Origin of the sequence: Flavobacterium glaciei (assembly GCF_003350545.1) — a bacterium.
In the GTDB taxonomy this organism is placed as follows: domain Bacteria; phylum Bacteroidota; class Bacteroidia; order Flavobacteriales; family Flavobacteriaceae; genus Flavobacterium; species Flavobacterium glaciei.
Genome location: NZ_QQBA01000004.1, coordinates 105709 through 130543, shown reverse-complemented (window position 1 = coordinate 130543; position 24835 = coordinate 105709). Strand labels below are relative to the sequence as shown.

General features: G+C 35.4%; 25 protein-coding genes. 10 read left to right on the top strand and 15 right to left on the bottom strand.

Features of this window, described 5'->3' with window-relative positions; translation table 11 throughout:
• Positions 1-99: 99 nt before the first annotated feature.
• From DFR66_RS05390 to hemA, 11 genes are all read right to left on the bottom strand, one after another.
• On the bottom strand, positions 100-1701 hold the full coding sequence (locus tag DFR66_RS05390; RefSeq protein WP_114753909.1) for a fumarate hydratase: 1602 nt from the start codon (positions 1699-1701) through the stop codon (positions 100-102).
• Between the two features lie 408 nt (positions 1702-2109).
• Entirely contained in the window at positions 2110-3549 is a 1440-nt protein-coding gene (locus tag DFR66_RS05385) for a nucleoside recognition domain-containing protein (protein WP_114753822.1), read from the bottom strand.
• Positions 3550-3673: 124 nt separating this feature from the next.
• Positions 3674-4387, bottom strand: coding sequence for a 3'-5' exonuclease (locus DFR66_RS05380; protein ID WP_114753821.1), 714 nt, complete (start codon positions 4385-4387; stop codon positions 3674-3676).
• 71 nt (positions 4388-4458) lie between these two features.
• Positions 4459-4929 (bottom strand): methylated-DNA--[protein]-cysteine S-methyltransferase, encoded by a 471-nt coding sequence (locus DFR66_RS05375; protein ID WP_114753820.1) that lies wholly within the window; start codon positions 4927-4929, stop codon positions 4459-4461.
• A 249-nt stretch (positions 4930-5178) separates the two neighbouring features.
• Positions 5179-5580, bottom strand: coding sequence for a c-type cytochrome (locus DFR66_RS05370; protein WP_114753819.1), 402 nt, complete (start codon positions 5578-5580; stop codon positions 5179-5181).
• Positions 5581-5667: 87 nt separating this feature from the next.
• Positions 5668-6660 (bottom strand): porphobilinogen synthase, encoded by a 993-nt coding sequence (gene hemB, locus DFR66_RS05365; protein ID WP_114753818.1) that lies wholly within the window; start codon positions 6658-6660, stop codon positions 5668-5670.
• A gap of 110 nt (positions 6661-6770) precedes the next feature.
• On the bottom strand, positions 6771-7673 hold the full coding sequence (hemF, locus tag DFR66_RS05360; protein ID WP_114753817.1) for an oxygen-dependent coproporphyrinogen oxidase: 903 nt from the start codon (positions 7671-7673) through the stop codon (positions 6771-6773).
• A 68-nt stretch (positions 7674-7741) separates the two neighbouring features.
• On the bottom strand, positions 7742-8767 hold the full coding sequence (hemE, locus tag DFR66_RS05355) for a uroporphyrinogen decarboxylase (protein WP_114753816.1): 1026 nt from the start codon (positions 8765-8767) through the stop codon (positions 7742-7744).
• Positions 8768-8789: 22 nt separating this feature from the next.
• Positions 8790-9473: a uroporphyrinogen-III synthase gene (locus DFR66_RS05350; RefSeq protein ID WP_114753815.1), complete on the bottom strand. Its 684-nt coding sequence runs from the start codon at positions 9471-9473 to the stop codon at positions 8790-8792.
• A complete protein-coding gene (hemC, locus tag DFR66_RS05345; protein WP_114753814.1) occupies positions 9473-10393 on the bottom strand; it encodes a hydroxymethylbilane synthase in 921 nt (306 codons plus the stop codon). Before hemC ends, DFR66_RS05350 begins: the two co-directional genes overlap by 1 nt.
• Positions 10390-11646, bottom strand: coding sequence for a glutamyl-tRNA reductase (hemA, locus tag DFR66_RS05340; RefSeq protein ID WP_114753813.1), 1257 nt, complete (start codon positions 11644-11646; stop codon positions 10390-10392). Before hemA ends, hemC begins: the two co-directional genes overlap by 4 nt.
• A gap of 228 nt (positions 11647-11874) precedes the next feature.
• On the opposite strand from hemA, the gene DFR66_RS05335 reads away from it, so the two are divergent.
• The 7 genes from DFR66_RS05335 (at position 11875) to DFR66_RS05305 (ending at position 18695) form a co-directional block, all read left to right on the top strand.
• Entirely contained in the window at positions 11875-12750 is an 876-nt protein-coding gene (locus DFR66_RS05335) for a helix-turn-helix domain-containing protein (RefSeq protein ID WP_114753812.1), read from the top strand.
• A gap of 98 nt (positions 12751-12848) precedes the next feature.
• Positions 12849-13910: a ferrochelatase gene (hemH, locus tag DFR66_RS05330; protein ID WP_114753811.1), complete on the top strand. Its 1062-nt coding sequence runs from the start codon at positions 12849-12851 to the stop codon at positions 13908-13910.
• Positions 13911-15266, top strand: coding sequence for an MATE family efflux transporter (locus tag DFR66_RS05325; protein WP_114753810.1), 1356 nt, complete (start codon positions 13911-13913; stop codon positions 15264-15266).
• Positions 15253-15801: a CopD family protein gene (locus DFR66_RS05320; protein WP_114753809.1), complete on the top strand. Its 549-nt coding sequence runs from the start codon at positions 15253-15255 to the stop codon at positions 15799-15801. The genes DFR66_RS05325 and DFR66_RS05320 overlap by 14 nt, the downstream gene beginning before the upstream one ends.
• A gap of 74 nt (positions 15802-15875) precedes the next feature.
• Positions 15876-17348: a sensor histidine kinase gene (locus tag DFR66_RS05315; protein ID WP_394336344.1), complete on the top strand. Its 1473-nt coding sequence runs from the start codon at positions 15876-15878 to the stop codon at positions 17346-17348.
• 9 nt (positions 17349-17357) lie between these two features.
• Positions 17358-18140: an enoyl-CoA hydratase/isomerase family protein gene (locus DFR66_RS05310; protein WP_114753807.1), complete on the top strand. Its 783-nt coding sequence runs from the start codon at positions 17358-17360 to the stop codon at positions 18138-18140.
• A gap of 150 nt (positions 18141-18290) precedes the next feature.
• Positions 18291-18695, top strand: a complete 405-nt coding sequence (locus DFR66_RS05305; protein WP_114753806.1) for a hypothetical protein — start codon at positions 18291-18293, stop codon at positions 18693-18695.
• A gap of 94 nt (positions 18696-18789) precedes the next feature.
• On the opposite strand, the gene DFR66_RS05300 is transcribed toward DFR66_RS05305, so the two are convergent.
• The 3 genes from DFR66_RS05300 to DFR66_RS05290 all read right to left on the bottom strand — a co-directional run bounded on the left by DFR66_RS05300 (position 18790) and on the right by DFR66_RS05290 (position 21256).
• On the bottom strand, positions 18790-19443 hold the full coding sequence (locus DFR66_RS05300) for an HD domain-containing protein (protein WP_114753908.1): 654 nt from the start codon (positions 19441-19443) through the stop codon (positions 18790-18792).
• An 81-nt stretch (positions 19444-19524) separates the two neighbouring features.
• Positions 19525-20511 (bottom strand): acyl-ACP desaturase, encoded by a 987-nt coding sequence (locus tag DFR66_RS05295; protein ID WP_114753805.1) that lies wholly within the window; start codon positions 20509-20511, stop codon positions 19525-19527.
• 10 nt (positions 20512-20521) lie between these two features.
• On the bottom strand, positions 20522-21256 hold the full coding sequence (locus tag DFR66_RS05290) for a lysophospholipid acyltransferase family protein (protein WP_114753804.1): 735 nt from the start codon (positions 21254-21256) through the stop codon (positions 20522-20524).
• Positions 21257-21381: 125 nt separating this feature from the next.
• Between DFR66_RS05290 and rnpA the strand changes: the two genes are divergently transcribed.
• The 3 genes from rnpA (at position 21382) to DFR66_RS05275 (ending at position 24342) form a co-directional block, all read left to right on the top strand.
• Positions 21382-21792: a ribonuclease P protein component gene (rnpA, locus tag DFR66_RS05285; RefSeq protein WP_114753803.1), complete on the top strand. Its 411-nt coding sequence runs from the start codon at positions 21382-21384 to the stop codon at positions 21790-21792.
• A 109-nt stretch (positions 21793-21901) separates the two neighbouring features.
• The gene (locus tag DFR66_RS05280; RefSeq protein WP_114753802.1) at positions 21902-23536 is read left to right on the top strand and encodes a S41 family peptidase; all 1635 of its coding nucleotides are present in this window, start codon (positions 21902-21904) and stop codon (positions 23534-23536) included.
• Positions 23536-24342: an OmpA family protein gene (locus tag DFR66_RS05275; RefSeq protein ID WP_114753801.1), complete on the top strand. Its 807-nt coding sequence runs from the start codon at positions 23536-23538 to the stop codon at positions 24340-24342. Before DFR66_RS05280 ends, DFR66_RS05275 begins: the two co-directional genes overlap by 1 nt.
• Here DFR66_RS05275 and DFR66_RS05270 read toward each other — a convergent pair whose 3' ends face one another.
• Positions 24343-24786, bottom strand: a complete 444-nt coding sequence (locus tag DFR66_RS05270) for a GNAT family N-acetyltransferase (protein WP_114753800.1) — start codon at positions 24784-24786, stop codon at positions 24343-24345.
• Positions 24787-24835 lie beyond the last annotated feature (49 nt).

Sequence of the window (24835 nt, the reverse complement as noted above, 5' to 3'; positions counted from 1 at the left end):
CAGATTTTAATTTCAAAAACTTTGAAATAATCTGTGAATCTGCGGTTAATACTATTTGTAAACTTAGAATCTTAGTGCCTTAGCTAATAATAATCTTCATTATAAATTCTCAAAGAAATCATTGCCTTTATCATCTGTAATAATAAAAGCTGGGAAATCTTTTACCGTGATTTTACGAACGGCTTCCATTCCTAATTCTTCAAAGTCTACTACTTCTACTTTTAAGATATTGTCTTGAGCCAAAATAGCCGCTGGACCACCTATAGAACCTAGGTAGAAACCACCGTAAGTTTTACATGCATCCATTACTTTTTTGGTTCTATTTCCTTTGGCAAGCATAATCATACTTCCACCGGCTTTTTGAAATTCCTCGACATACACATCCATTCTTCCAGCCGTGGTTGGTCCAAAACTACCGGATGGCATTCCGTCTGGCGTTTTAGCTGGTCCTGCGTAATACACCGGATGATTTTTGAAGTACTCCGGCATAGGTTTACCTGCATCCAAAAGTTCTTTAATTTTAGCATGTGCAATATCACGCGCTACTATCAAAGTCCCGTTCAATTTTAAACGCGTTTTAATTGGATATTGAGACAGTTTTTTAAGAATATCCGCCATCGGTTGGTTTAAGTCAATCTCAACGGCAGGTTCCAAATGTGGTGGTGTTGCAGGCAACAATCGTCCTGGATTCACCTCAAGTTGTTCTACAAAAATACCGTCTTTGGTAATTTTTCCTTTTATATTTCTATCGGCAGAGCACGAAACTCCTAAACCTACAGGGCAAGAGGCAGCGTGACGCGGCAAACGAATCACACGTACATCATGTGTGAAATATTTCCCTCCAAACTGTGCTCCAATAGCACTTTCTTGGCAAATTTGTTGCACTCTTTGCTCCCACTCTAAATCACGGAATGCTTGACCAGCCATGTTTCCTGTAGTTGGCAAATGATCAAAATATCCAGCCGATGCTTTTTTAACTGCCGATAAATTGGCTTCAGCCGAAGTACCGCCAATTACAAATGCTAAGTGATACGGCGGACAGGCAGAAGTACCTAAATCCATTATTTTAGCACGTACAAATGCATCCATCGACTTTTCGTTCAAAAGGGATTTCGTTTGTTGGTACAAATAGGTTTTGTTGGCTGAGCCTCCACCTTTTGCTAAAAATAAGAACTCATAAGTAGCTCCTTTTTTGGAATAAATATCAATTTGAGCAGGAAGATTAGAACCAGAGTTCTTTTCTTCGAACATACTGATCGGTACAATTTGAGAATAACGTAGGTTTTTCTCTTGATACGTATTAAAAATACCTTTTGAGAGCCACTCGGCATCATCTACACCAGTGTATACATTTTCTCCCTTTTTAGCCATTACAATCGCTGTTCCGGTGTCTTGACAAGATGGCAATTGTCCATCAATAGCTACTGCAGCATTTTGCAACAAGTTATACGCCACAAAACGGTCGTTATCTGTCGCTTCTGGATCATCCAAAATGGCACGTAATTTTTCTAAATGAGAGGTACGAAGCATAAAAGAAACATCTTTCATTGCTTCTTGCGAAAGCAGCTCTAAACCTTTAGGATCAATTGTTAAAATCTCTCTATCGCCCAGCTTTTCTACTTTTACGTAGTCTGAAGATATTTTTCTGTATTGAATATCGTCTTTTGAAATAGGATAAGGATCCTGGTATATAAAGTCCATTGTTTTGTTGTTTTTACAAAGATAAAAAATATTTTCTGGAGTAGTAATTAAACGGATTTGGTTTAAATAACAAACACTTCTTAACTTCCGTTTCATGGCTATAAAAAACACCATGAAAAGGATTCTTAAAAAGTGTTTCTTTTGTTGTAAAAGTATTTTATGTTAGCAAGCTTGTTACTAAAAATAAAATCACTAATCCTATCGCGATGTACTTGGTATACTTTGACATATTTGATGAATTTAAGGGTTGTTTTAAATCGTTTTTTGAGCTTTTCAAATGAATGAAAAATTGATTAAAAATCCTAGGATTTAATATAATTAACAGATTAAATTCCGTTCCTGCAAAATAAACCGTTCCTACGGAAATTATTCAAATATCTCACAGAGAGATAGGCTCGATACAATATTTTAAAAAAACCAAGTCGCCACAAAAATAGCGGTAATCACACAAATGACATCCACGATAAGCATTGTTCCTAGAGCGTAGCGGGTATTTTTAATGTTAACAGAACCAAAATAAACGGCTATAACATAAAAAGTACTCTCGGCACTACACTGAAAAATACTAGCCAATCTAGCCGTTAAGGAATCGGCACCAAAAGTGTTCATCGAATCAATCAAAAATCCTCTTGATCCAGCTGAACTAAAGGGACGAAGTAATGCAACCGGCAAAGCATCCGTGATTTCCTTGCTTACTCCCATATTTGAAAAAATGAAAGCAATCCAATTACTGATAATTTCAAATAAACCACTGTTTCTAAATAAAGAAATAGCAACTAACATCCCCAAAACATAAGGGAAAATAGTCACTCCGGTTTTTACTCCATTATTGGCTCCCACAACAAAACTTTCAAAAACGGTTGTTGATGCTTCCGTAAATTTTTTCTCATGAATGAACGAAAAAATCAAGGTAAAGGCAATAATTCCAATTAATATTAAAGCAGAAAGATTAGACGTAAAATAGTTTTTTCCAATCAAATCCAAATGATTTACATACATTAACAAACCAACAATAGCGGCTATTAAAACCATCAATACAATAACCAAAGAAGCACTTTTGAAATTGATTCTTTGTTTGATTCCAACAATTAAAAAGGCTGCAATAGTACCGATAAAAGAAGTGATAATACAAGGCAACATCACATCCGCTGGATTGCTAGCATTAGCTGCAGCACGATAACCTATAATAGAAGTAGCTATTAAAGTAAGACCCGAAGCGTGCAAACACATGAACATAATCTGTGCATCACTGGCTTTGTCTTTATCTGGATTTATTTCTTGTAAACTCTCCATGGCTTTTAGACCAAAAGGTGTTGCTGCAGAATCTAAACCTAGAAAATTAGCAGCAAAGTTTAAGGTCATATAAGATATAGAAGGATGGTTTTTAGGGATACTCGGAAACACTTTTACAAAAACTGGACTCAATGCTTTGGCTAATTTTCCAGATGCTCCTGAAATGATTAAAAGCTCCATCAATCCACAGAAAAAGGCCAGATAGGCCATCAATGGTAAAACTAAATCCAGTAAAGTACTTTTACAAGTAGGCAATAACCCATCTGATTTTTGTACGCCACTGTAAATTTTTACAGTTTTATTCTTAAAAACATAAGTCGTATCTGCATTTAGCGTATCACGATTGATAATCATGGTTCGTTCTGGAGCGGTCTTAATGCTGTCTTTAATGTAAGCAGGAAGCTCTTCAGCAAATTTCTCTGAAATCAGAATTGGATCATCTTTTTTTCCGTTCAAAACGTGATCAATGGTATAACTGTCTCCAGAAAACAAACTAAACACTACAAATACAATTGCTGAAATAAAAATGACCAACCAAAATCTACTCAATACCATAATTTATAATTTTTGTAAATGTAATAAATCAATGTCAATAAGAATTGCAATGTCAATTTCAATAAAAGAATTTTAAATTGTATTTGCCATTGAATTTTGATATTGATATTGCCATTAAAGTTGCTTACACGTGAATAATCTCCTCCTCTATCAACAATTCTTCTCTACGTAATCTCAAGAAAATTTGTGCTACGGCAATCGTATCTTTCTCACAATAAGTAACAATGCGGTCAATGTCTTTTTCTACATAAAAAACATGTCCTACCTGACTGCCGTCGATATCGCCTTTTGAAGAAGGGATTCCAAGAACTTTACACATCAATTTTAAAGAAGTAAAGTGCTTGTAATCGCCAAATTTCCATAACTCTAACGTATCTAAATGTGGAATTTCCCATGGTTTTTTTCCAAATAAATCCAGCTTGTTCGGAATAGCGATTTGATTGATAATCATGCGTCTGGCTAGGAACGGAATATCAAATTCCTTAGCATTGTGCCCACACAAAACATGTTGCGGCTGATTGAAGTGATTGTTCAGCAGATTGTTGAAATCGAGCAATATTTTCTTTTCTTCACCAAAAAAAGAAGTCACTCTAAAATTCCGAATATCGCCTTTGATGGTAAAATAACCCACTGAAATACAAACGATTTTCCCAAACTCGGCCCAAATTCCCGCACGGTCATAGAAATCCTCTGGTGTATATTCGTCTTTACGCTGGTATTGCGTTTTGTGTTCCCAAAGGTCTTTCATTTCAGCATCTAATGCATTGAAATCTTCGGCTTCCGGAACGGTTTCTATGTCAAGAAACAAAATGTGATTAAGGTTTATTTTTTCTATCATTTTATAGCACGCAGATGACGCGGATTTTACAGATTTTATTAAACTAATATACCAAATTTATTGACAAACCACTAAAATAAACTTTGTTGAGTAGTGGGATTTTCATGTTCTAACAACCACTTTTTGCGCCATAATCCGCCTGCATATCCTGTTAATGAACCATCTGTTCCAATGACTCTGTGACAAGGAACAACAATCCAAAGCGGGTTTTTCCCATTAGCAGAAGCTACAGCTCGAATGGCTTTGACATCGCCCAGTTTCTTTGATAATTCCATGTAGCTACAGGTTTTTCCAAATGGAATTTCGAGCAATCCTTTCCAAACTTTTTGTTGGAATTCAGTACCTTGTGGATTCAGTACAAAATCAAAAACGGTTCGTTTTCCTTCAAAATAATCATTGAGTTCTATGACGGCTTGTTGTAAAACAGCTGGAATTGTAGTTGAAATTTCTCCGTCATCAGCAACTGAAATCACAGAAATTCCATTTTCATCACCTATGATTGAAGCAATTCCTAAAGGTGTTTTGATGCAGACTGTTTCCATATTTTAAAGATAAAAAAAATTATCAAATTCTTCCAAAAGAAGTAATAAAGTTCAGAAAGAAAAAAAACAGTACGTTTTGAAAACAAAAAAACCATTCGCAGAGACGAATGGTTCTTGTGTTTTAGCCCCGATAGCAGCGGCATCTCCCGACTCAGAAAAACAAGGCTTTTTGCCGTAGTTTTTATTTATCGGGAATACAGCGTAGAGCGGGAATAGCTCCTAATTACTAGTACGCTCAATATGTTAAATCTATTTCAAATTTGAGTATACGTAAGCTTCTAGGGCTTTTAATTCATCATCAGACATCGCTTTAGTAACCGCAAAGTTTGTTTTCATAACTTCGTATTGGCTTGGGTCAACAATAGGCTCGCCTTCACCTTTTAAAAACGTTACGATATCCGCATTTTTATCTTTGTAAATCTTCGCAATATCCTGCAAGCTTGGCCCTATCACTTTCTTGTCTACTTGATGACAGGCAACACAATTCCCTTTACCTTTGAAAATTGCTTCACCGAGTTTTTCTGGCGATTGTTTTTCTGCTACCATTCCTTCAGAAACGGTTGTTTCTTCTTGTTTCCCAAAAGATTCTTCTTCTTTCCCTTTACAAGATAAAGCTAAAAAAACTAATCCTACTACTACTATTTTTTTCATTACGAACGTGTTTATTTACTCAAATATAATTCAATAAAGCTCTATTTAAAATGACATTTATCATCTTATTAAAACTATTTATTTTTTCTATTTATTTAACAGTATTGCAGCTTCCTTAGCAAAATACGTTGATATCAAACTTGCTCCAGCGCGTTTGATACACATTAATTGTTCCATCATAATTTTATCGTGCTCCAGCCAACCTCTTTCGGCAGCGGCTTTGATCATAGCGTATTCTCCCGAAACATGATAGACCGTTACTGGAACATTTACCGCGTTTTTAACTTCACGAACGATGTCTAAATACGCAATTCCCGGTTTCACCATAACCATATCAGCGCCTTCTTCCACGTCCCACAACGCTTCTTTGATAGCTTCGATGCGATTCGCATAATCCATTTGGTATGTTTTTTTGTCTTTTGGAATTTCAGTGGCATCAACAGGAGCGCTATCTAATGCATCACGAAACGGTCCGTAAAATGCAGAAGCATATTTTGCTGAATAACTCATGATGCCTACGTTATGAAAACCATCAGCGTCTAGACCTTCGCGCAAACGCAATACACGTCCGTCCATCATGTCTGATGGCGCTACAAAATCGGCACCCGCTTGTGCATGAGAAACAGCCATTTTTACTAAGGCTGCGTTCGTTGCATCGTTTTCTACATCACCGTTTGCAATGATTCCGTCATGGCCATAAATAGAATACGGATCTAAAGCCACATCAGGCATTACAATCATTTCCGGACAAGCGGCTTTGATGGCACGAATAGCATTTTGCATTAATCCGTTTGGATTCCAAGCTTCATTTCCTTCGTTATCTTTTAAATTTTCACTGACTTTTACATAAATATTAACTGCACGAATTCCCAATGCAAATATTTCTTTGACTTCTTCTACAGTTAAATCTATAGAACGGCGAAATATGCCTGGCATGGAAGGAATTTCTACTTTGTAGTTTTCACCTTCAGCAATAAACATAGGAAACATAAAATCCGCTGGACTCAAACTGGTTTCACGAACTAAACTACGGATAGATTCATTAGTTCTTAATCTTCTGCCTCTGTGTAATGGGAACATATATTTTCGTTTAAAGTTAAACTTTAATTTATTTTTTTGAACCATTAAGAAATTAAGGTTCATTAAGGTTCTACACTTAATTTTTCTTAACTTCTTAATGGTTTAAGTATTTAAATCCAATTTCTTGGGGTTTCTAATACGTTTACTAATTTTTCTTCTTCGCTTCCAGCTTCTGCATGATGGTCGTAAACCCATTGTACATGCGGCGGTAAACTCATCAGGATACTTTCGATTCTTCCATTGGTTTTTAGTCCAAATAAAGTGCCTTTGTCATGAACCAAATTAAACTCGACATAACGGCCACGACGGATTTCCTGCCACGTTCTGTTTTCTGAAGTATATGGTAAATTTTTTCTTTTTTCTACAATTGGAACGTAAGCTTCGAGAAAACTATTCCCAACTTCAGATACGAAATTAAACCAATCTTGCATTGTCATGTCATCGGTTGCTTTGCAATAATCGAAAAACAATCCGCCAATTCCGCGGGCTTCATTTCTGTGCGCATTCCAAAAATAAGCATCACATTGTTTCTTATATTTTGGATAAAATTCCGGATTATGTTTGTCGCAGGCGGTTTTACAGGTTTGATGAAAATGAATCACATCTTCTTCAAACAAATAATATGGGGTTAAATCCTGTCCTCCGCCAAACCATTGTTGAATCACGTTTCCGTTGTCATCGTACATTTCGAAATAACGCCAGTTCGCGTGAACGGTTGGTGTCATTGGATTTTTTGGATGCAATACCAAACTCAGTCCGCAGGCAAAAAAATCAGCTTCGCCTACATTGAACATCTTTTGCATGGCTTCGGGTAGTTTCCCGTGAACTGCAGAAATATTTACGCCGCCTTTTTCGAAAACTTGTCCGTTTTCAATCACGCGGGTTCTTCCTCCGCCGCCTTCTGGACGCTCCCAAAGATCTTCACGGAATTTAGCTTCACCTTCAACTGCTTCCAATCCTTTACAGATTTGGTCTTGAAGGTTTTGTATGTAAGAATAAAATTGTTCTTTCATTGTAAATTAGTTTTCAGTAATGGTTTTCAGCTACAAAAATGGAAATCGAAAACTGTGACACGTACTGACTACTGATTGTACTCCTTCACTGCATCAATAAACGCTTTCGCGTGATCCACAGGAATATTTGGTAAAATTCCGTGACCTAAATTCACGATGTATTTGTCTTTTCCGAATTCGTCAATCATTTCGTGTACCTTTTTCTTGATAACCGGAATTGGAGATAACAATCTGGATGGATCAAAATTTCCTTGTAATGTGATGTTTCCACCTGACAAGTATCTTGCATTTCTTGGAGAACACGTCCAATCCACTCCAAGTGCTGATGCTCTACTTTTCCCCATTTCGCCTAATGCAAACCAACATCCTTTTCCGAAAACAATAACTGGTGTAATATCTGCTAATGCTTCAATGATTTGGTTGATGTATTTCCAAGAGAATTCTTGATAATCTACTGGAGATAACATTCCGCCCCAAGAGTCAAAAATTTGAACGGCGTTTACTCCTGCTTTTACTTTTTCTTTTAGGTATGCAATAGTGGTATCAGTGATTTTTTGCAATAAAACATGCGCTGCTTCTGGATGTTGGAAACAAAATCCTTTGGCCATATCAAAACTTTTAGACCCTTTCCCTTCCACTGCATAACACATAATGGTCCAAGGTGAACCTGCGAAACCAATTAATGGAACCTCATCGTTCAACATTTCTTTGGTCAATTTGATAGCTTCAAAAACGTATCCTAATGTCTCATGAACATCTGGTACGATTACTTTCTCCACATCTTGAATTGTACGAATAGGATTTGGTAAATACGGACCAAAATTAGGTTTCATCTCTACATCAATTCCCATTGCTTGCGGAATTACTAAGATATCAGAAAACAAAATCGCAGCATCAGGAGCTATTCTTCGTATTGGCTGAACTGTAATTTCAGCAGCTAATTCCGGAGTTTGACAACGAGTGAAAAAATCGTATTTATCACGCAAAGCGATGAATTCCGGTAAATATCTTCCGGCTTGACGCATCATCCAAACTGGCGGGCGTTGTACTGTTTCTCCTTTTAGTGCTCTTAAAAATAGGTCGTTCTTAATCATGTATTTAAATTTTAGCAGATTGCTAGATGCTTTCCGTTTTATAATATTCAATAACTTCTTCAATCACCTCTTCGATAGTTGGTGTTTCGGCAATTACTATGTTTTTAATTTTCTTTGTTTCTAATGCTGATGCTGTAGTAGTGCCTATGCAAAAACAAACTTCATTCTTGATTTTATTATTTGTCAAATAACTTTCAACGGCAGATGGACTAAAAAATAGAATTCCGTCAAAATTTTCTTGTTCTGATATTTTAAAAGGAGCAAGCTTTGTTTGATACACTTCAATTTCGTTAAAGGTTATTCCGGCGCTTTTTAATGCTTCGGGTAACGTTTCTTTACGCAAATTTCCGCTCAAAAAAGTATAACTTTCTTTATTGTAAATCAAAGTGATTATTTCAGCTAATTCAGAGGCGTAATCCAAATAAACATCCACTGTAAAGCCATGCGATTCCAATAATTCCTTAGTTTTAATACCTACACAAAAAACAGGTTTCGTCTTTAAAACTTCCCAACCATTTTGTTCTATCAAACTTAAAACAGCATTTTGGCTGCTAAAAATCAAATTGTTGTTGATTGTTTTCAGTTCAAAAAGATTGTTTTTAATTTCGATGAAATCCTGTTCTAGAAGATCAAAATTAGCATCAAGAAATACTTGCCTTTGTTCTGCCGACAGTGTTTTAGTGGATAAAATGCTTGTTTGGCTCATTATTTCTTCAAATTAATTTTAATTGCTGTCATCAATTCTGCTCCGCCATTTTCTAAGATTTCTTTGGCACAATAAAAGCCTAATTTCTTCCATTCATGCATCGGTACGGTTTTTTCGATTTCAATTTTTTGCTTTCCATCGATAGAAAATAAAACACCTTTAAACAAAATATCATCTTCTACAAAAACTGCCAAAGCGCCAATAGGTGCCGTACAACCGCCTTCGAGAGTTTTAAGAAACTGTCTTTCAATATGTGTGCAAACTTCGGTATCAATATCATTAAGTTCGTTTAGCGCTTGTCTGCAAAATTCATCATTTGCCATCGCAACAACAACCATTGCACCTTGAGCCGGTGCTGGAATCATCCAATCCAAATCGATATAATCAGAAGGTTTCAAGTTGATTCTCTCCAATCCTGCTGCCGCAAAAACGGCTCCGTTCCAATCGCTTTCCTGCAATTTCTGCATTCTCGTGTTGACGTTTCCACGCAAATCTACCACTTTGTGATTGGGATATTTATTGAGCCATTGTGCCTGACGACGCAAACTTCCTGTAGCAATTGTTCCTTCTCCATCAAGAAAATCAAGATTTCCTTTGTGTACCAAAATATCCAACGTATTCGCTCTTTCCAGTACAGCCGCTTGTACAATACCTATTGGCAAAGCCGTAGGAACATCTTTCATGGAATGCACCGCAATATCAACATCACCATTTATCATGGCAATATCTAGCGTTTTAGTAAAAATTCCTGTGATTCCTAATTCGTAAAGTGGTTTGTCAAGGATAATATCTCCCTGCGATTTTACAGCTAAAATTTCAGTTTTATAGCCTAAATCATTTAGTTTTTTTTCGACAGTATGGGCTTGCCAAAGCGCGAGTTCACTATCGCGGGTTCCTATTCGTATTGTTTTGCTCATTATCTTGTTGTCGCTCCTATTTTGAAAACTTTTTCAATCCATTCAATACTTTCATCTACCATAGTATCATCATCTTTCAAATGATTAGCAAAATGAGTAGTTATTTTTTGAATGATTCTGTTACTGATAATCTCCGCTTGCTCTTCATTGAAATTTGAAATCTTTCTACTTTGGAAATCCAATTCAGATGTTTTTATCGCATTCAATTTTGCTTTCAAAGCATTGATTGTCGGCGCAAATTTTCTGCCTTTGGTCCAAGTAATAAATTCTTCTTTGATTTCTTCGATGATCGCTTCAGCAGCGGGAATGTGTTTTTTTCTGTTTTCTAAAGTTTCATCTGTTAGTTGTGACAAATAATCCATGTGAATTAGCGTAACACCATCAATTTCTTCGACATTTTCATTTACGTTTTTTGGAATCGATAAATCCAAAATCAACATTGGTTTTTTTAGATTCAAAATTGCTTTGTCAATAGTTGGATTTTGTGCGCCGGTTGCTACTACTACAACATCCGCTTTTTGTAGTTCTAAATGCAGTTCCGAATAATCTTTTACGATTAAATTTAACTTTCCGGCTAATTTCTCTGCTTTCTCTTTGGTTCTGTTTATTAAGGTAATATGTTCGTTTTTAGTGTGTTTTACTAAATTTTCACAGGTGTTTCTACCTATTTTCCCAGTACCAAACAAGAGAATATTTTTATTTCCAATGTCTTGCACATTGTTAATAATATAACGAACTGCGGCAAAAGAAACCGAAGTAGCGCCAGAACTAATTTCCGTATCTGTTTTTATTTTTTTACTGGCTTGAATCACCGCGTTAACCAATCGTTCCATAAAAGCATTGGCTAAACCCAACGATTTTGACTGTGAAAAACTGGATTTTATTTGAGCAATAATTTCAAAATCACCCAAAATCTGACTATCTAAACCAGTTCCTACACGAAACATATGGCTGATTGCTTCTTGATTTTTATAGACAAAACCTACCTTTTGAAATGATTCAACAGAGCCTTGACTATTCTCGCAAATTAATTTGATTAATTGAAAGGGATGTTCCGCGTAACCGTATATTTCAGTACGATTACAAGTAGAAGTGACTATTAAACTCTCTATTCCTTCATTCTTAGCTTGTTCCAGCAAACGCGTTTTTGCAGCAGCGTCTAAACTAAACTTACCTCTAATCTCAGCATCTGCTTTTTTATAACTTAATCCAACTGCGTAAAAATAGTGATGCTTTGATGTGTTATTATTTTCCATATTTGCACTTTTCCAGAAAGTGAAACAAAATTAGAACTATAGTGTTTATAAAAGTAACGCTAGAAGTACTTTTTGTATCGCTATGTGATTTTTTAGTTTTAAAACGTTGTTTTCTTATAAAAACCCTTATTTTTGTAGCAGAAACAGCTGATTTCAATTGCTTTATTTAGAGTGTTTCTAAATAAAGCGAACTGATAAATATCATTTTTACGTTAAAAAAACATCGCTATGGGTTCTCAAGAAATTATAAAAATTGAAGATGATTTTACGTTAATTCGCTTTCAAAATGACGGAATAGATGCCTTTCAGGCACAGCGTGAAGTGAGCAGTGGATTGATTCAGTTTCATTTTGGATTAAAAGGAAATGCGAAATTTATCTTTAACCAAGGGAATTACGCCTTAGAACTGAAAGAGGAAAAGTCACTGCTTTTGTACAATCCACAGAAGGAATTGCCTTTAAATCTGGAATTAGCACCAAATTCGTGGGTAATTTCTGTGATTATATCTATCAAAAAATTTCACGCTTTATTTTCGACAGAGGCGGACTATATTACATTTTTAAGTGCCGATAATAAAGATAAAAAATATTATAACGAAGGAAATATAAGTCCATCGATGGCAATTGTTTTATCGCAACTGTTCCATTATAGCTTACATCCTTCGATAAAGAACCTGTATTATAAAGGAAAAGGTTACGAACTATTAAGCCTCTACTTCAATAGAACCGAAGACCCAAATGCAGAACAATGTCCGTTTTTAATAGACGAAGACAATGTGATCAAAATCAAAAAAGCCAAAGAAATCATTATCGCTAACATGGCTGAACCACCTGGACTTCAAGAACTAGCTGATGAAATAGGTTTGAATTTAAAGAAACTAAAAATGGGTTTCAAACAAATTTATGGTGATACTGTTTATGGATTTCTCTTTGACTATAAAATGGATTTTGCTCGAAAACTTCTAGACAGCGGCTCCTATAACGTAAACGAAGTGGGGCTGAAAATAGGATATAGTACCGGAAGTCATTTCATAGCGGCATTCAAAAAGAAATTTGCAACGACACCAAAAAAATATTTGATGTCTATCAATCCTAATATGCAGTAAACAATTGATTTCGTATATTAAACAATAAATAAAAAATAGTTAATCGCAAAGTATAAAAAAGCAAGTTTAGTTACTTTTGCTTCACAAAAAAAGACAATATGAAAGGTGTATTATTAGTTAATTTAGGTTCTCCCGAAAGTCCAACTCCAAAAGATGTAAAACCTTATCTAGATGAGTTTTTAATGGATAAATATGTAATTGATGTTCCGTTTTTATTACGTGCATTATTAGTGCGCGGGATTATATTACAAACAAGACCTAAAAAATCAGCAGCAGCCTACGCTAGAATTTGGTGGGACGAAGGTTCTCCATTAGTTGTTATATCAAAAAGAATGCACGAAAAAGTGCAAAAATTGGTAGACGTTCCTGTATCCTTAGCGATGCGTTACGGAAATCCATCTTTATTGTCTGGTTTACAAGAACTACATGACAAAGGCGTGAACGAAGTAATGCTTTTCCCGTTGTACCCTCAACATGCGATGGCGTCTACGACCACAATATTAGAATTAGCTGAAGAACACCGTAAAAAATATTTCCCAGAAATGAAATTTACCATTGTTCCTGCTTTTTATAACAAACCTGATTACTTACAAAACCTTGCAGATTCAATCAAAGGTCATTTAGAAGGTTTTGATTACGATCATTTATTATTCTCCTATCACGGAATTCCGGAACGTCACATTCGCAAGACGGATATTACTAAATCACATTGCAAAATAGATGGTTCGTGTTGCAACACGCCTTCACCGGCTCATGAATTTTGTTACCGTCACCAATGTTACGAAACTACGAAACAAGTGGTAAAATTACTGGGGATTCCAGAAGGTAAATACAGTCAGACTTTTCAATCGCGCTTGGCTGGGGACAAATGGTTAACACCTTACACGGATGTAGAAGTAAACAAAATGCCTGAAAAAGGAATTAAAAATCTGGCTGTTGTAACTCCCGCTTTTGTATCCGATTGTTTAGAAACATTGGAAGAAATTGCTATGGAAGCTAATGAAGAATTTTTACACCACGGAGGCGAAAAATTTATGGCTATTCCTTGTTTAAATGACAGTGATGATTGGTGTAAAACAGTAAGTAACTGGATTTCAAACTGGTCTAACACCTCTTCCAGCATCTCAAAAGAAATTAATTCTGAAAAAACAACTGCCTAATTGGCCTTCTCCGCTGAAGAGTTAGGAACTCAAGATATCAAAAAACTCTTGATAAAACAAGCAGTTCCGTCTTCTATTGGGATTTTATTCATGTCGGTTAACATCGTAATTGACACCATATTTGTAGGTCAATGGATTGGTTCTTTGGCCATTGCAGCAGTAACCGTAGTTTTGCCCATCACCTTTTTCATTTCTTCTTTAGGAATGGCAATTGGTGTGGGAGGAGGTTCTGTACTTTCCAGAGCATTAGGAGCTAATCATAAGGAAAAAGCATTGCATACCTTTGGCAATCAAATCATGATGACATTTCTGTTGGCATCAGTTTTTGTGGTATTTGGTCTTTTCTTTAGCGACGAAATGCTGACCCTTTTTGGTGCAAAAGGTGCTATCATAAAACCCGCAAAGGAATTTTTTATTCCAATTATCATTAGCGTTCCGTTTTTGGCACTTTGCATGATGGGAAACAATGTTATTCGTGCAGAAGGACAGGCGAAATTTGCAATGGTTGCGATGATCATTCCCGCATTTGTCAATATCGCATTAGATATTCTTTTTATCAAATACTTAGCTTTAGGAATGTTTGGCGCTGCTTTAGCAACCGCTATATCCTATTTTACTTGCTTTTTGTTTGTGCTTTGGTTTTTTGTTTTCAAAAGTGAGTTGCGATTAAAAATGAAGCATTTTAAATTTAGAATGCCCATAGTAAAAGAAATTACGGAATTAAGCTTCGTGACTTTTTCGAGACAAGGCGTCGTGAGCATTTTATCCATCATTCTAAATCATACCTTGTACACGTATGGAGGCGAGCATTCTGTAGCTATTTATGGGATTATAAGCCGAATGTTAATGTTCGCCTTGTTCCCTATCCTAGGAATTACACAAGGATTTCTGCCAATTGCAGGATATAATTACGGTGCTGGAAATTATGGAAGAGTTAAGGAAAGTGTGCACCTTTCCATACTATATGCCGCGATTTTAGCCTCATTGATTTTTGTGGTAATCTTAATTTTTGCAAAACCTATCGTTGCTATTTTTACAACTGACCCACTCGTGATTGACCAAACACCTGAAGCCTTGCGCTGGGTTTTTGCGGCTTCACCAGTTATTGCCGTTCAACTCATTGGTGCAGCATATTTTCAAGCGGCGGGAAAGGCAAAAAAAGCTTTGCTTTTGACACTAAGCAAACAAGGATTTTTCCTAATTCCGTTAGTGCTAATTCTACCAAATTTTTTAGGTATTTTTGGAGTCTGGATTGCATTCCCAATTGCTGATGTTTTATCAACACTATTGACTGGCTATTTTTTAAAAAAAGAAATGAATACAAAATTGATTCAAACTAACGATGGAATACTATAATTACCTTAAATCCCTGCACCTCATCTTTGTAATCACATGGTTTGCAGGATTATTTTACATTGTGCGCTTATTCGTTTACCAAATAGAAGCAGCAGATAAGCCTTCGCCAGAAAAAGAAATATTGCAAAAACAATACAAAATAATGACCTATCGCTTGTGGTACATTATCACCTGGCCATCAGCCGTTTTGGCCAGTATTTTTGCTTTTTGGATGCTGTTTTTTACGGATTTAGGTCAAGCATGGTTAAAAATGCCTTGGATGCATGTCAAACTTGGCTTCGTATTTGCGCTGTATTTATACCATGCAAAATGCCAACAAATATTCAATCAATTGCAAAATGACGAGGTAAAATACACCAACACATTTATGCGATTGTGGAACGAAGGTGCGACAATTATCCTTTTTGCAGTGGTTTTTTTAGTAATTTTAAAAAATGCGGTCAATTGGATTTACGGCGTGATTGGGATTTTCTTATTTTCGATTTTAATTATGCTTGGATTTAAATTTTACAAAAGAATTAGAGAGAAAAAATAGTTTTCATTCCCAGTTTTCGGTTGCGGTTTCCAACTGTAACTGTAAACTGGGACTGAGGCAGTAAACTAAAAAATATGTTCAAAAGCTTCAAAATAGCAATGCTTTCTTTACGAATCAGGATTTTCCTTTCGATGATCGTATTGATATTAATGGCTTCTGTGATATTGGCTTCAATCTCTATTATCCAATTTAAAAATGAAGCTAAGGAATACCATCAAGAGCGTTTGGAACGAAATGAAAATGCAGTAAAACAGCACATCAACTTTCTACTTTCGACTACAACATACCCATTGACTTCCGGGAATTTAGATTTGATTTTTAAGGACAAAATTCACGAGTTAGCACACATTCACAACATCGAAATCAACATATACAGTTTAGATGGAAAACTGCTAAAATCCTCTAAGGAATCCTTTTCTGTCGATAAAGTAGCACCTCCAATTCCTAAGTACATTTTAAAACTAGTTCGTTCCTCTATCGAAAAAAGATACGTGGAAATTAAAACAATTGATGGTAAAAAGAACCGTTCGGCTTTTAGCCAAATTAAAGACGACAAATTTAAACCGCTAGGAATATTAAACCTGCCTTATGTAGAAGATGACGGCTATTACGAGAACGAATTAAAAAGTTTTCTAATCCGTCTAGGACAAGTATATTCCTTTATGCTTATCGTCGCATTTGCATTAGCGTATTTCCTTTCATCTTACATCACTAAATCGCTGAAAACAATCTCTGACAAATTAAGTGAGACGAGTTTGAGCCAAAAAAACGAAAAAATTGTTTTAGAAGCCAATAGCAAGGAAATAAATCTTTTGATAAAAGCGTATAACGGAATGGTGGATGAACTCGAAAAAAGTGCCATTAAATTAGCGCAAAGCGAACGTGAAGAAGCTTGGCGCGAAATGGCGAAACAAGTGGCACACGAAATCAAAAATCCGCTTACGCCAATGCGCTTAACGGTACAGAGTTTTCAGCGAAAATTTGACCCGACTGATCCCAATGTAAAACAGAAAATGAACGATTACTCCGAAACCTTGATTCAACAAATTGACACCATGAGTGCGGTGGCTTCGGCTTTTTCAAATTTTGCATCGATGCCAGCGCAGCAAAATGAAACCTTGAATGTGGTGGAAGTGGTAGAACTCGCCATGGATATTTTCAACGAAGAATACATCGAATTTCACAGTGATTCTCCCGAAATTATTTCGAAAATTGACCGAACACAACTCATCCGGATTATCACAAATTTAGCGAAGAATGCCATTCAGTCCATTCCGGAACAGCAAGTAGAAAAATCAGTATTAGTTCGCATTCGCAAAGAAAATAATCATGTCTTAATCACCGTTTCTGACAACGGAATTGGTATTCAACACAAAGACATGAATAGAATATTCGAACCAAAATTCACCACCAAGAGTAGTGGAATGGGTCTAGGCTTAGGAATTATAAAAAACATCATCGAAAATTATAAAGGAACAATTACCTTTGAAACTGAATTTGGAAAAGGAACGACTTTCATTGTTTCACTTCCAATAATTAACTCTTAAATTACAACTATGAACTACGAAAATCTTTTAATTACAACCGAAAATAACATTGCTACGATTACCATTAATCGTCCTACAAAACTAAACGCGTTGAATGTTGCTACCATTTCAGATTTGAACAAAGCTTTTAAAAACTTAGGAAAAAACGATGAAATTCGTGTTATTATTTTAACGGGAAGCGGTGAAAAAGCGTTTGTAGCCGGTGCTGATATTTCAGAATTTGCTCATTTCTCGATTGAAGAGGGAACGCGACTAGCAGCAGAAGGGCAAGAAAAATTATTTGATTTCATAGAGAATTTAAAAACTCCAGTAATAGCAGCAGTCAATGGTTTTGCATTGGGTGGAGGATTAGAATTAGCAATGGCGTGTCATTTTAGAATTGCCTCCGAAAATGCTAAAATGGGATTGCCAGAAGTGTCACTAGGTGTAATTCCGGGTTACGGAGGAACGCAGCGTTTGCCACAATTGATAGGAAAAGGGCGTGCGATGGAAATGATTATGACAGCAGGAATGGTAACGGCACAAGACGCCTATAGGATTGGACTCGTGAATCACGTAGTTCCTGAAGCCGAACTTTTAGACTACTGTGTGAGTGTGGCCAATAAAATAATGAAGAACTCTCCGTATGCCATTGGTAAAGCCATAAAAGCGGTCAATGCTAATTTCAAAGAAGGAAAAAACGGCTATGAGGCCGAAATAAAAGCCTTTGGAAAGTGTTTTGGTACCGAAGATTTTAAAGAAGGAACAACTGCTTTTTTAGAGAAAAGAAAAGCAGTGTTTACTGGGAAATAATAACAAAAGAGAGCCACATTGGTTCTCTTTTTAGTTTATAAGTAATTATAATTTCAAATAATATTTCTTCAAAAATGGATAGTTTGATTTACAAGACTTAATTTTGCACACCCGTTTCAGAATATAACACATCATCTAAAAAATTAACATATGTCCTTCCAACCTGTATTTGTACTTTTCTGGGAAAAGGTAAAAGAAAGTTTCGAAAACCACACCTACGCTAAACTAACGCTTGCTAAAACCATTGGCGATACAGAACTAAAAAATATTTATGTACGTCCCGTTTTATTGGAAAATGACGTGTTTAGTCTCTCGGTTACGGCACGTTACAAAACTGAAGAAATAGAAAGTTTTCATACACTTGATGAAGCTTTTATAGTATTGGCTCCGTATATGAATAATCCGTTTTTGACCGCTTTGTTGTTTACTACGGAGAATGATATCACCTTTAAACTCAATAAAAAAAGAGTGGGAACTATTATCGAGCAAGCGCCAACTTTTAAAAATGCTTCGGATGTGATTCTAGAAATGAAAGCAAAAGGAATTTCGATTTAAGATCTTTGATTAACGATTGTTGATTTTTGATTTAAAAAATCAGCAATCGAAAAAACATCTGAAATATAAAATCGTTAATCTGCAATCAAAAATTTTATTTTTCCCCTTCCCATTCCGCATAAAACTGCGCCAGAAATCCTTCCATGTAACGGTGTCTTTCTAGTGCAATTTGTTTTCCGGTAACGGTATTCATCTTATCTTTTAAAAGTAATAACTTTTCGTAGAAATGATTGAGCGTTGGAGCATCATTCTTTTTGTATTCCTCCTTTGTCATGCCCGAATTTGGAGCGATTTTAGGGTTGTAGAGCGCTCTGTTTTTAAATCCGCCATAATTGAATGTCCTAGCGATTCCAATGGCACCAATCGCATCTAAACGATCTGCATCTTGAACCACATCTAACTCTATGGAAGAGAATTTCTTCTCGAAATTACCGCCTTTGAAAGAGATATTTTCAATGATATTCACCACATGAGTAATGATTTCTTCGTCGACGTTTTCTGACTCTAAAAATTCACGGGCAATTTTTGGTCCGATACTTTCGTCACCATCATGAAACTTACTATCAGCAATGTCATGAAGCAAAGCTCCAAGCTTAACAATCGTTACATCACAATCTTCATTCTTTGCAATTAAAACAGCATTTTTAAACACTCTTTCAATATGGAACCAGTCGTGTCCGCCCTCTGCATTATCTAACTTTTCTTTTACAAAAAGGATTGTTTTATTTATTAAATCAGGATTATTCATAGTTTTATTTTGTAAAAAAAATGTTGGCTTTTGAAGACTAACTTCAAAAACCAACATTTTTATATTCTTAAATCAAAAAATTTAAAGTCTTGCTGGCTCTACCCATTTAAAGATATGTGACTCTTGTGGAATAACCATTCTCTCCGAAATTTTCATCATTCTTCCTGGTAATTTCATCAAGTAATCACGCGCTTTTTCTGCTTCATCTGTCAAACCAGAAATTTTGTCAATTTCCCATTTATCAATTAATTTTTGCATGATATCTACATAATCCGCTGCGGTATAAACCCCTATTCTTTGTGCAGAATCAGAAAACTGTTCAAAAGCAGTACTGATTTTTTCACCAGATTCTCTTAAGAAATGTGCTGGCATAACAATTTTTGCTTTCATCATGTATTGAAAAGCAAGCATCATTTCACTTGGATCAACCTGAAAAATGCGGTTTACAAATTCGCTGTACGCATGATGATGGCGCATCTCGTCACCAGCAATCATTTTGCACATTTTAGACAACTTGTTGTCGCCATATTTTTTAGCCATTTGTGCTACTCTGTTATGAGAAACATAAGTCGCTAATTCTTGGAAACTAGTGTAAACAAAGTTTTTGTATGGATCTCTTCCGGTTCCAATATCAAAACCATCGTTGATAAGGTGTTGAGTTGTCATTTCTACTTCGCGCATGTTTACACGACCTGATAAATACAAGTATTTATTTAGTAAATCACCGTGACGATTTTCCTCACCGGTCCATTGTCTAATCCACTTAGACCAGCCGTTGCGCTCTACATTATCAATCCCTTCTACGTCCATTAACCAGGATTCGTAAGTTGGCAACGCTTCTTCTGTAATGGTATCACCCACTAAAGTTACCCAGAAATCGTATGGCAAATCTTTAGCAATTTCACGTAGTTCTTTGACCTCATCAAAAAAAGTATCGCTTTGAGAATTAGGCAAAAAATCTGTTGGTTGCCATATTTTCTCTACTGGAATTAGATACTGATCGACAAAGCTGTCTACGTTTTTTTCCAAAAACTGCATTACTTCTAATCGAATGTTTTTTATTGACATTATATATAAATTAAATTTTTATTCCTTGAACAACTGCTGCTTCTGTTTTTACCATCAGATCAGCAAAATCATAATCCTTAACCGCTAAAGGTTTATGTACTACAAAGGTAAGGCGATTTCCTAAACCTAAAGGGAAAAACCCGTATTTAACAATTTTCCAAGAGTTGTTTATACTTACTGGAACCACGTATGCAGAAGGCGCGTTCTTGCATAAAATTTTAAGACCAGTTTGCGAGAACTCTTTTGGTTTACCCGTCTTGCTTCGTGTTCCTTCCGGAAAAATAACTGCCGAACGATTGTGTTTTTCAATATATTCTCCTAAACCTTTGATGGCCGGAATGGCTTGTTTGGGATCTTTTCGATCAATAAGAACGGAGCCACCATGTCGCAAATTAAAAGATACACTTGGAATTCCTTTTCCTAATTCTATTTTACTGACAAATTTACAATGAAAACGGCTGAAAAACCAAATCATTGCAATAATATCGTACATACTTTGATGATTAGACACAAAAATCAATGGAACATTTTTAGGAATGCTTTCTACATTTTCAAATTTGTACGTTGTCCCTAAAAGGTTAGTGCATTTCAATAAGAAAAAATTCAAATAATCAACACTTTTTTTATGGGCTTGATAGCCAAAAACATGGAAACAAACCCACTGAATTGGATGAAAGATGACCAAAGTAAGACCAAAACACAAATAATAAATTACGGAAATGGGATACGATATTAGTTTTTGCATGCTTTAAAAATTTGCCGTAAAAGTAAGAAATATATTTTTAGCGGTATTTAAATCCGAAACAATATACAGGCTCAACGTTTAATCGTAACTTTGCAAGTCAAAATCTATGTTTTTTTTCAATTATAATGAACTTTACTTACCCCAAAAACGAAAAGCTAAAAAGCAAAATCACCATAGGATTATTGTTTACCGAAGGGAAATCAGTATCTAAATATCCGTTGCGATTGGTCTATAAAGCCGGTACTTTTGACGAAGGAGAAAAAATAAAAATGGGCGTTTCTGTTTCTAAAAAGAATTTTAAGAAAGCCGTAGATCGCAATTATTTCAAGCGAGTTCTACGCGAAACCTATCGGCTTAACAAACATCTATTGATAGATAATCTGGACCAACCCTATTCTTTTATGTTTTTTTACCAAACTAAAGACCGACTTACATACGAGGAAATTAATACCAAAACCATCCAATTGTTTGAGAAGTTTATAGCCCAAAACATTAATAAACCAGTATCAGATAGCGACTCTATTTCTGAAGTGTAACCATTTGACCGCTTCTAAACTGAACAAATTTATCTTTAGGTTTCTTAGTACACCATTATTTGGTGATTTATTGTTAATTTAGTGAACTTAAATTTAGTTAAATAAACCTATGAACTTCTTCAAAAAAAAATTCATAATTCCTGTAGTCGCTTCGGCATTTTTGTTTATTGGAACCAGTTTTAAAGACGATTTTTTCGAAATTGCCAAGCAAATCGAGATATTCACCACACTTTTTAAGGAATTGAACCGAAACTATGTCGATGAAACTAATCCCGGGGAATTAATGGATAAAGCCATCAAAGGAATGTTAGCTAATTTAGACCCTTACACTGTATATTTTAACGAGCAGGATGTAGTACGATTTAAGATAAACAACACTGGAGAATATACCGGAATAGGCGCTTTATTGACTCGAAAAGAAGATAAACTTATCGTTAAGGAGGCCTATAGAAACTTTCCTGCAGATAAAGCGGGTCTTAAAGCGGGGGATGAAATTACTCAAATAGGTGATGTATTATTATCTGATTTCAAAGAAGATGCTTCTCAGCTTCTTAAAGGTACTAAAAATACTAAAATCAATATTAAGTACATACGACAAGGGAAAGTGAACACTACTCAAATTATTCTAGACGAAGTAGAAATTAAATCGGTTCCCTTTTTTGCAAAAATAGACGACAAAACCGGATATATTGTTTTGTCACATTTTAACAAAAAAGCATCCTTTGAGACTAAAGAAGCGCTAGAACAATTAAAAAAAGACGGTGCAGAACGCATTATTCTGGATGTAAGAGATAATCCGGGCGGACTCTTGAATGAGGCCGTGAATATTTGTAATCTCTTTGTTCCAAAAAACGAGATTATTGTTACTACAAAATCAAAAATAGAAAAACACAACAGCACCTATAAAACAACTAAAGATCCTGTAGACACTGAAATACCTTTGATTATTCTTGTAAACGGCAGAAGCGCATCTGCATCTGAAATTGTCGCTGGAGCACTTCAGGATTTAGATCGAGCTGTGGTAGTAGGTAGCCGTAGTTTTGGGAAAGGTCTCGTACAAAGACCCGTAGATTTAACCTACGGAACGCAACTAAAAGTTACTATTTCGCGCTATTATACACCTTCCGGAAGATGCATTCAAGCATTAGATTACTCTCGAAAAGACAAAAATGGAAAAGCGATAAAAACAGAAGAGAAGAATTTTAATGCTTTTAAAACTCGAAAAGGTAGAACCGTTTATGATGGCGGAGGAATTCAACCTGATGTGGAACTTGAAGAAACAAAGTTAAGCCCAATAACTGATGCTTTGCTTCGCAACGATGGGATTTTCAACTACGTCACAAATTATTACTATAAAAACCCAAATTTAGGAAATCAGATTCCTGTTATTTCTGATGCTGATTATTCCGATTTTAAACAGTTCTTGAAAGTACAGAAATTTTCTTTTGATACAGAAACAGAATTGGCTTTGAAAAACACTTTGGCTGTAGCCAAAAAAGAAAAATTAGACGAATCCATTTTGGCTGAATATCAACAATTGCTGACCGCACTTCAGAAAAGCGAAAATGCTTTATTGGATAAAAACCAAAAGGAAATTAAAAATCTAATGGTAGATGAAATCATTAAACGCTATCAATATCAAGAAGGATTGTATCAGTATTACACTAAAAACAATTCAGAAATAAAGAAATCAGTGAGTATTTTGAGTAATAACTTAGAGTATAAGACTATTTTAAAACAATAATGAAAAACTTATTTAGTCTACTGTTTTTACTTTTTTTCTGTTATTTATCCGCTCAAACTAAAAAAGCAGAAACCGTATATTTTGGATTTGATAAATCTAAACTTGATAAGCATCAAATACAAATTATAGTCAATTTTATAAAAACAGTCGATACTACAAATGTCGAATCCATACAGATTTATGGCTATTGTGACGACAGAGGCGATAATGACTACAACTATAAATTATCTAACAATAGAGTTAAAACGGTTCAAGATATCCTGACTTCAAATGGTTTTAATAAAAACAAAATTGTTATTATCGAGGGTAAAGGCCGGGTTATTTTAACAAATGATGCTTTTAAAAATTTAAATGAAACCCGTTCTAAAAACAGACGTGTAGATTTACTGATTGTAAAGAAAAACAGTTTCGGAAAAGGAATTTACAACTCTTTTCAGGACAATCATAAAGTAGGTGATAGAGTATATCTAGAAACTATTTTATTTCCTTTAGGAAGCAGCAAATTAACAGAGCAATCCAAAATGGAATTGGATAAAATTTTAATAATTTTGCAAAAACAAAAGAACATACAATTCGAGATTAAAGGTCATGTATGTTGCACTCCAAGCTATTACGATGATGCCATCGATAAAGACACTCACGAAAGAAAACTTTCTTTGAATCGGGCTAAAAACGTATACAAATACCTCATCTCTAAAGGAATAAACAGCCTTAGGATGAAATATATAGGTTGCGGAAACAAATTCCCTACTGGTTTGGGAGAAGCACTTGACCGAAGAGTCGAGTTTCTTATAGTGAAAATTTAATTACTCTCTTTTCATCTCAATATGCGGAATATCATCTTCCAGATACATTTCGCTAGTTTGCACGAATCCATGACTTTCATAGAATTTTTTCAGATACAACTGTGCTCCAATAGTGATTTTGCTTTCGCCAAAATGCAAAGCAATTCCAGCAATTGATTCTCGCATTAAGTCATGTCCCCATTTTCTGTCACGATAATTAGCATCTACTGTAACCCTTCCTATAGAAGCATATTCAAAACTGATTCCGGGCTTGAATAATCTGGAGTGAGCCACAATTTTACCTTCAAATTCGCCTATAAGATGTAAAGCTACTTTATCTTTCCCGTCAAGATCAAGATAAACGCAATTTTGTTCCACTACAAAGATCTCACTTCTTAATTGCAACAAATCATATAGTTCGTGAACGGTTAGTGCGTCAAACGCCTTAATTTTCCATTGTAACATCGTGCCTGTTTTTATGATTTATATATTGTACAAATAAAAGAAAATAAGA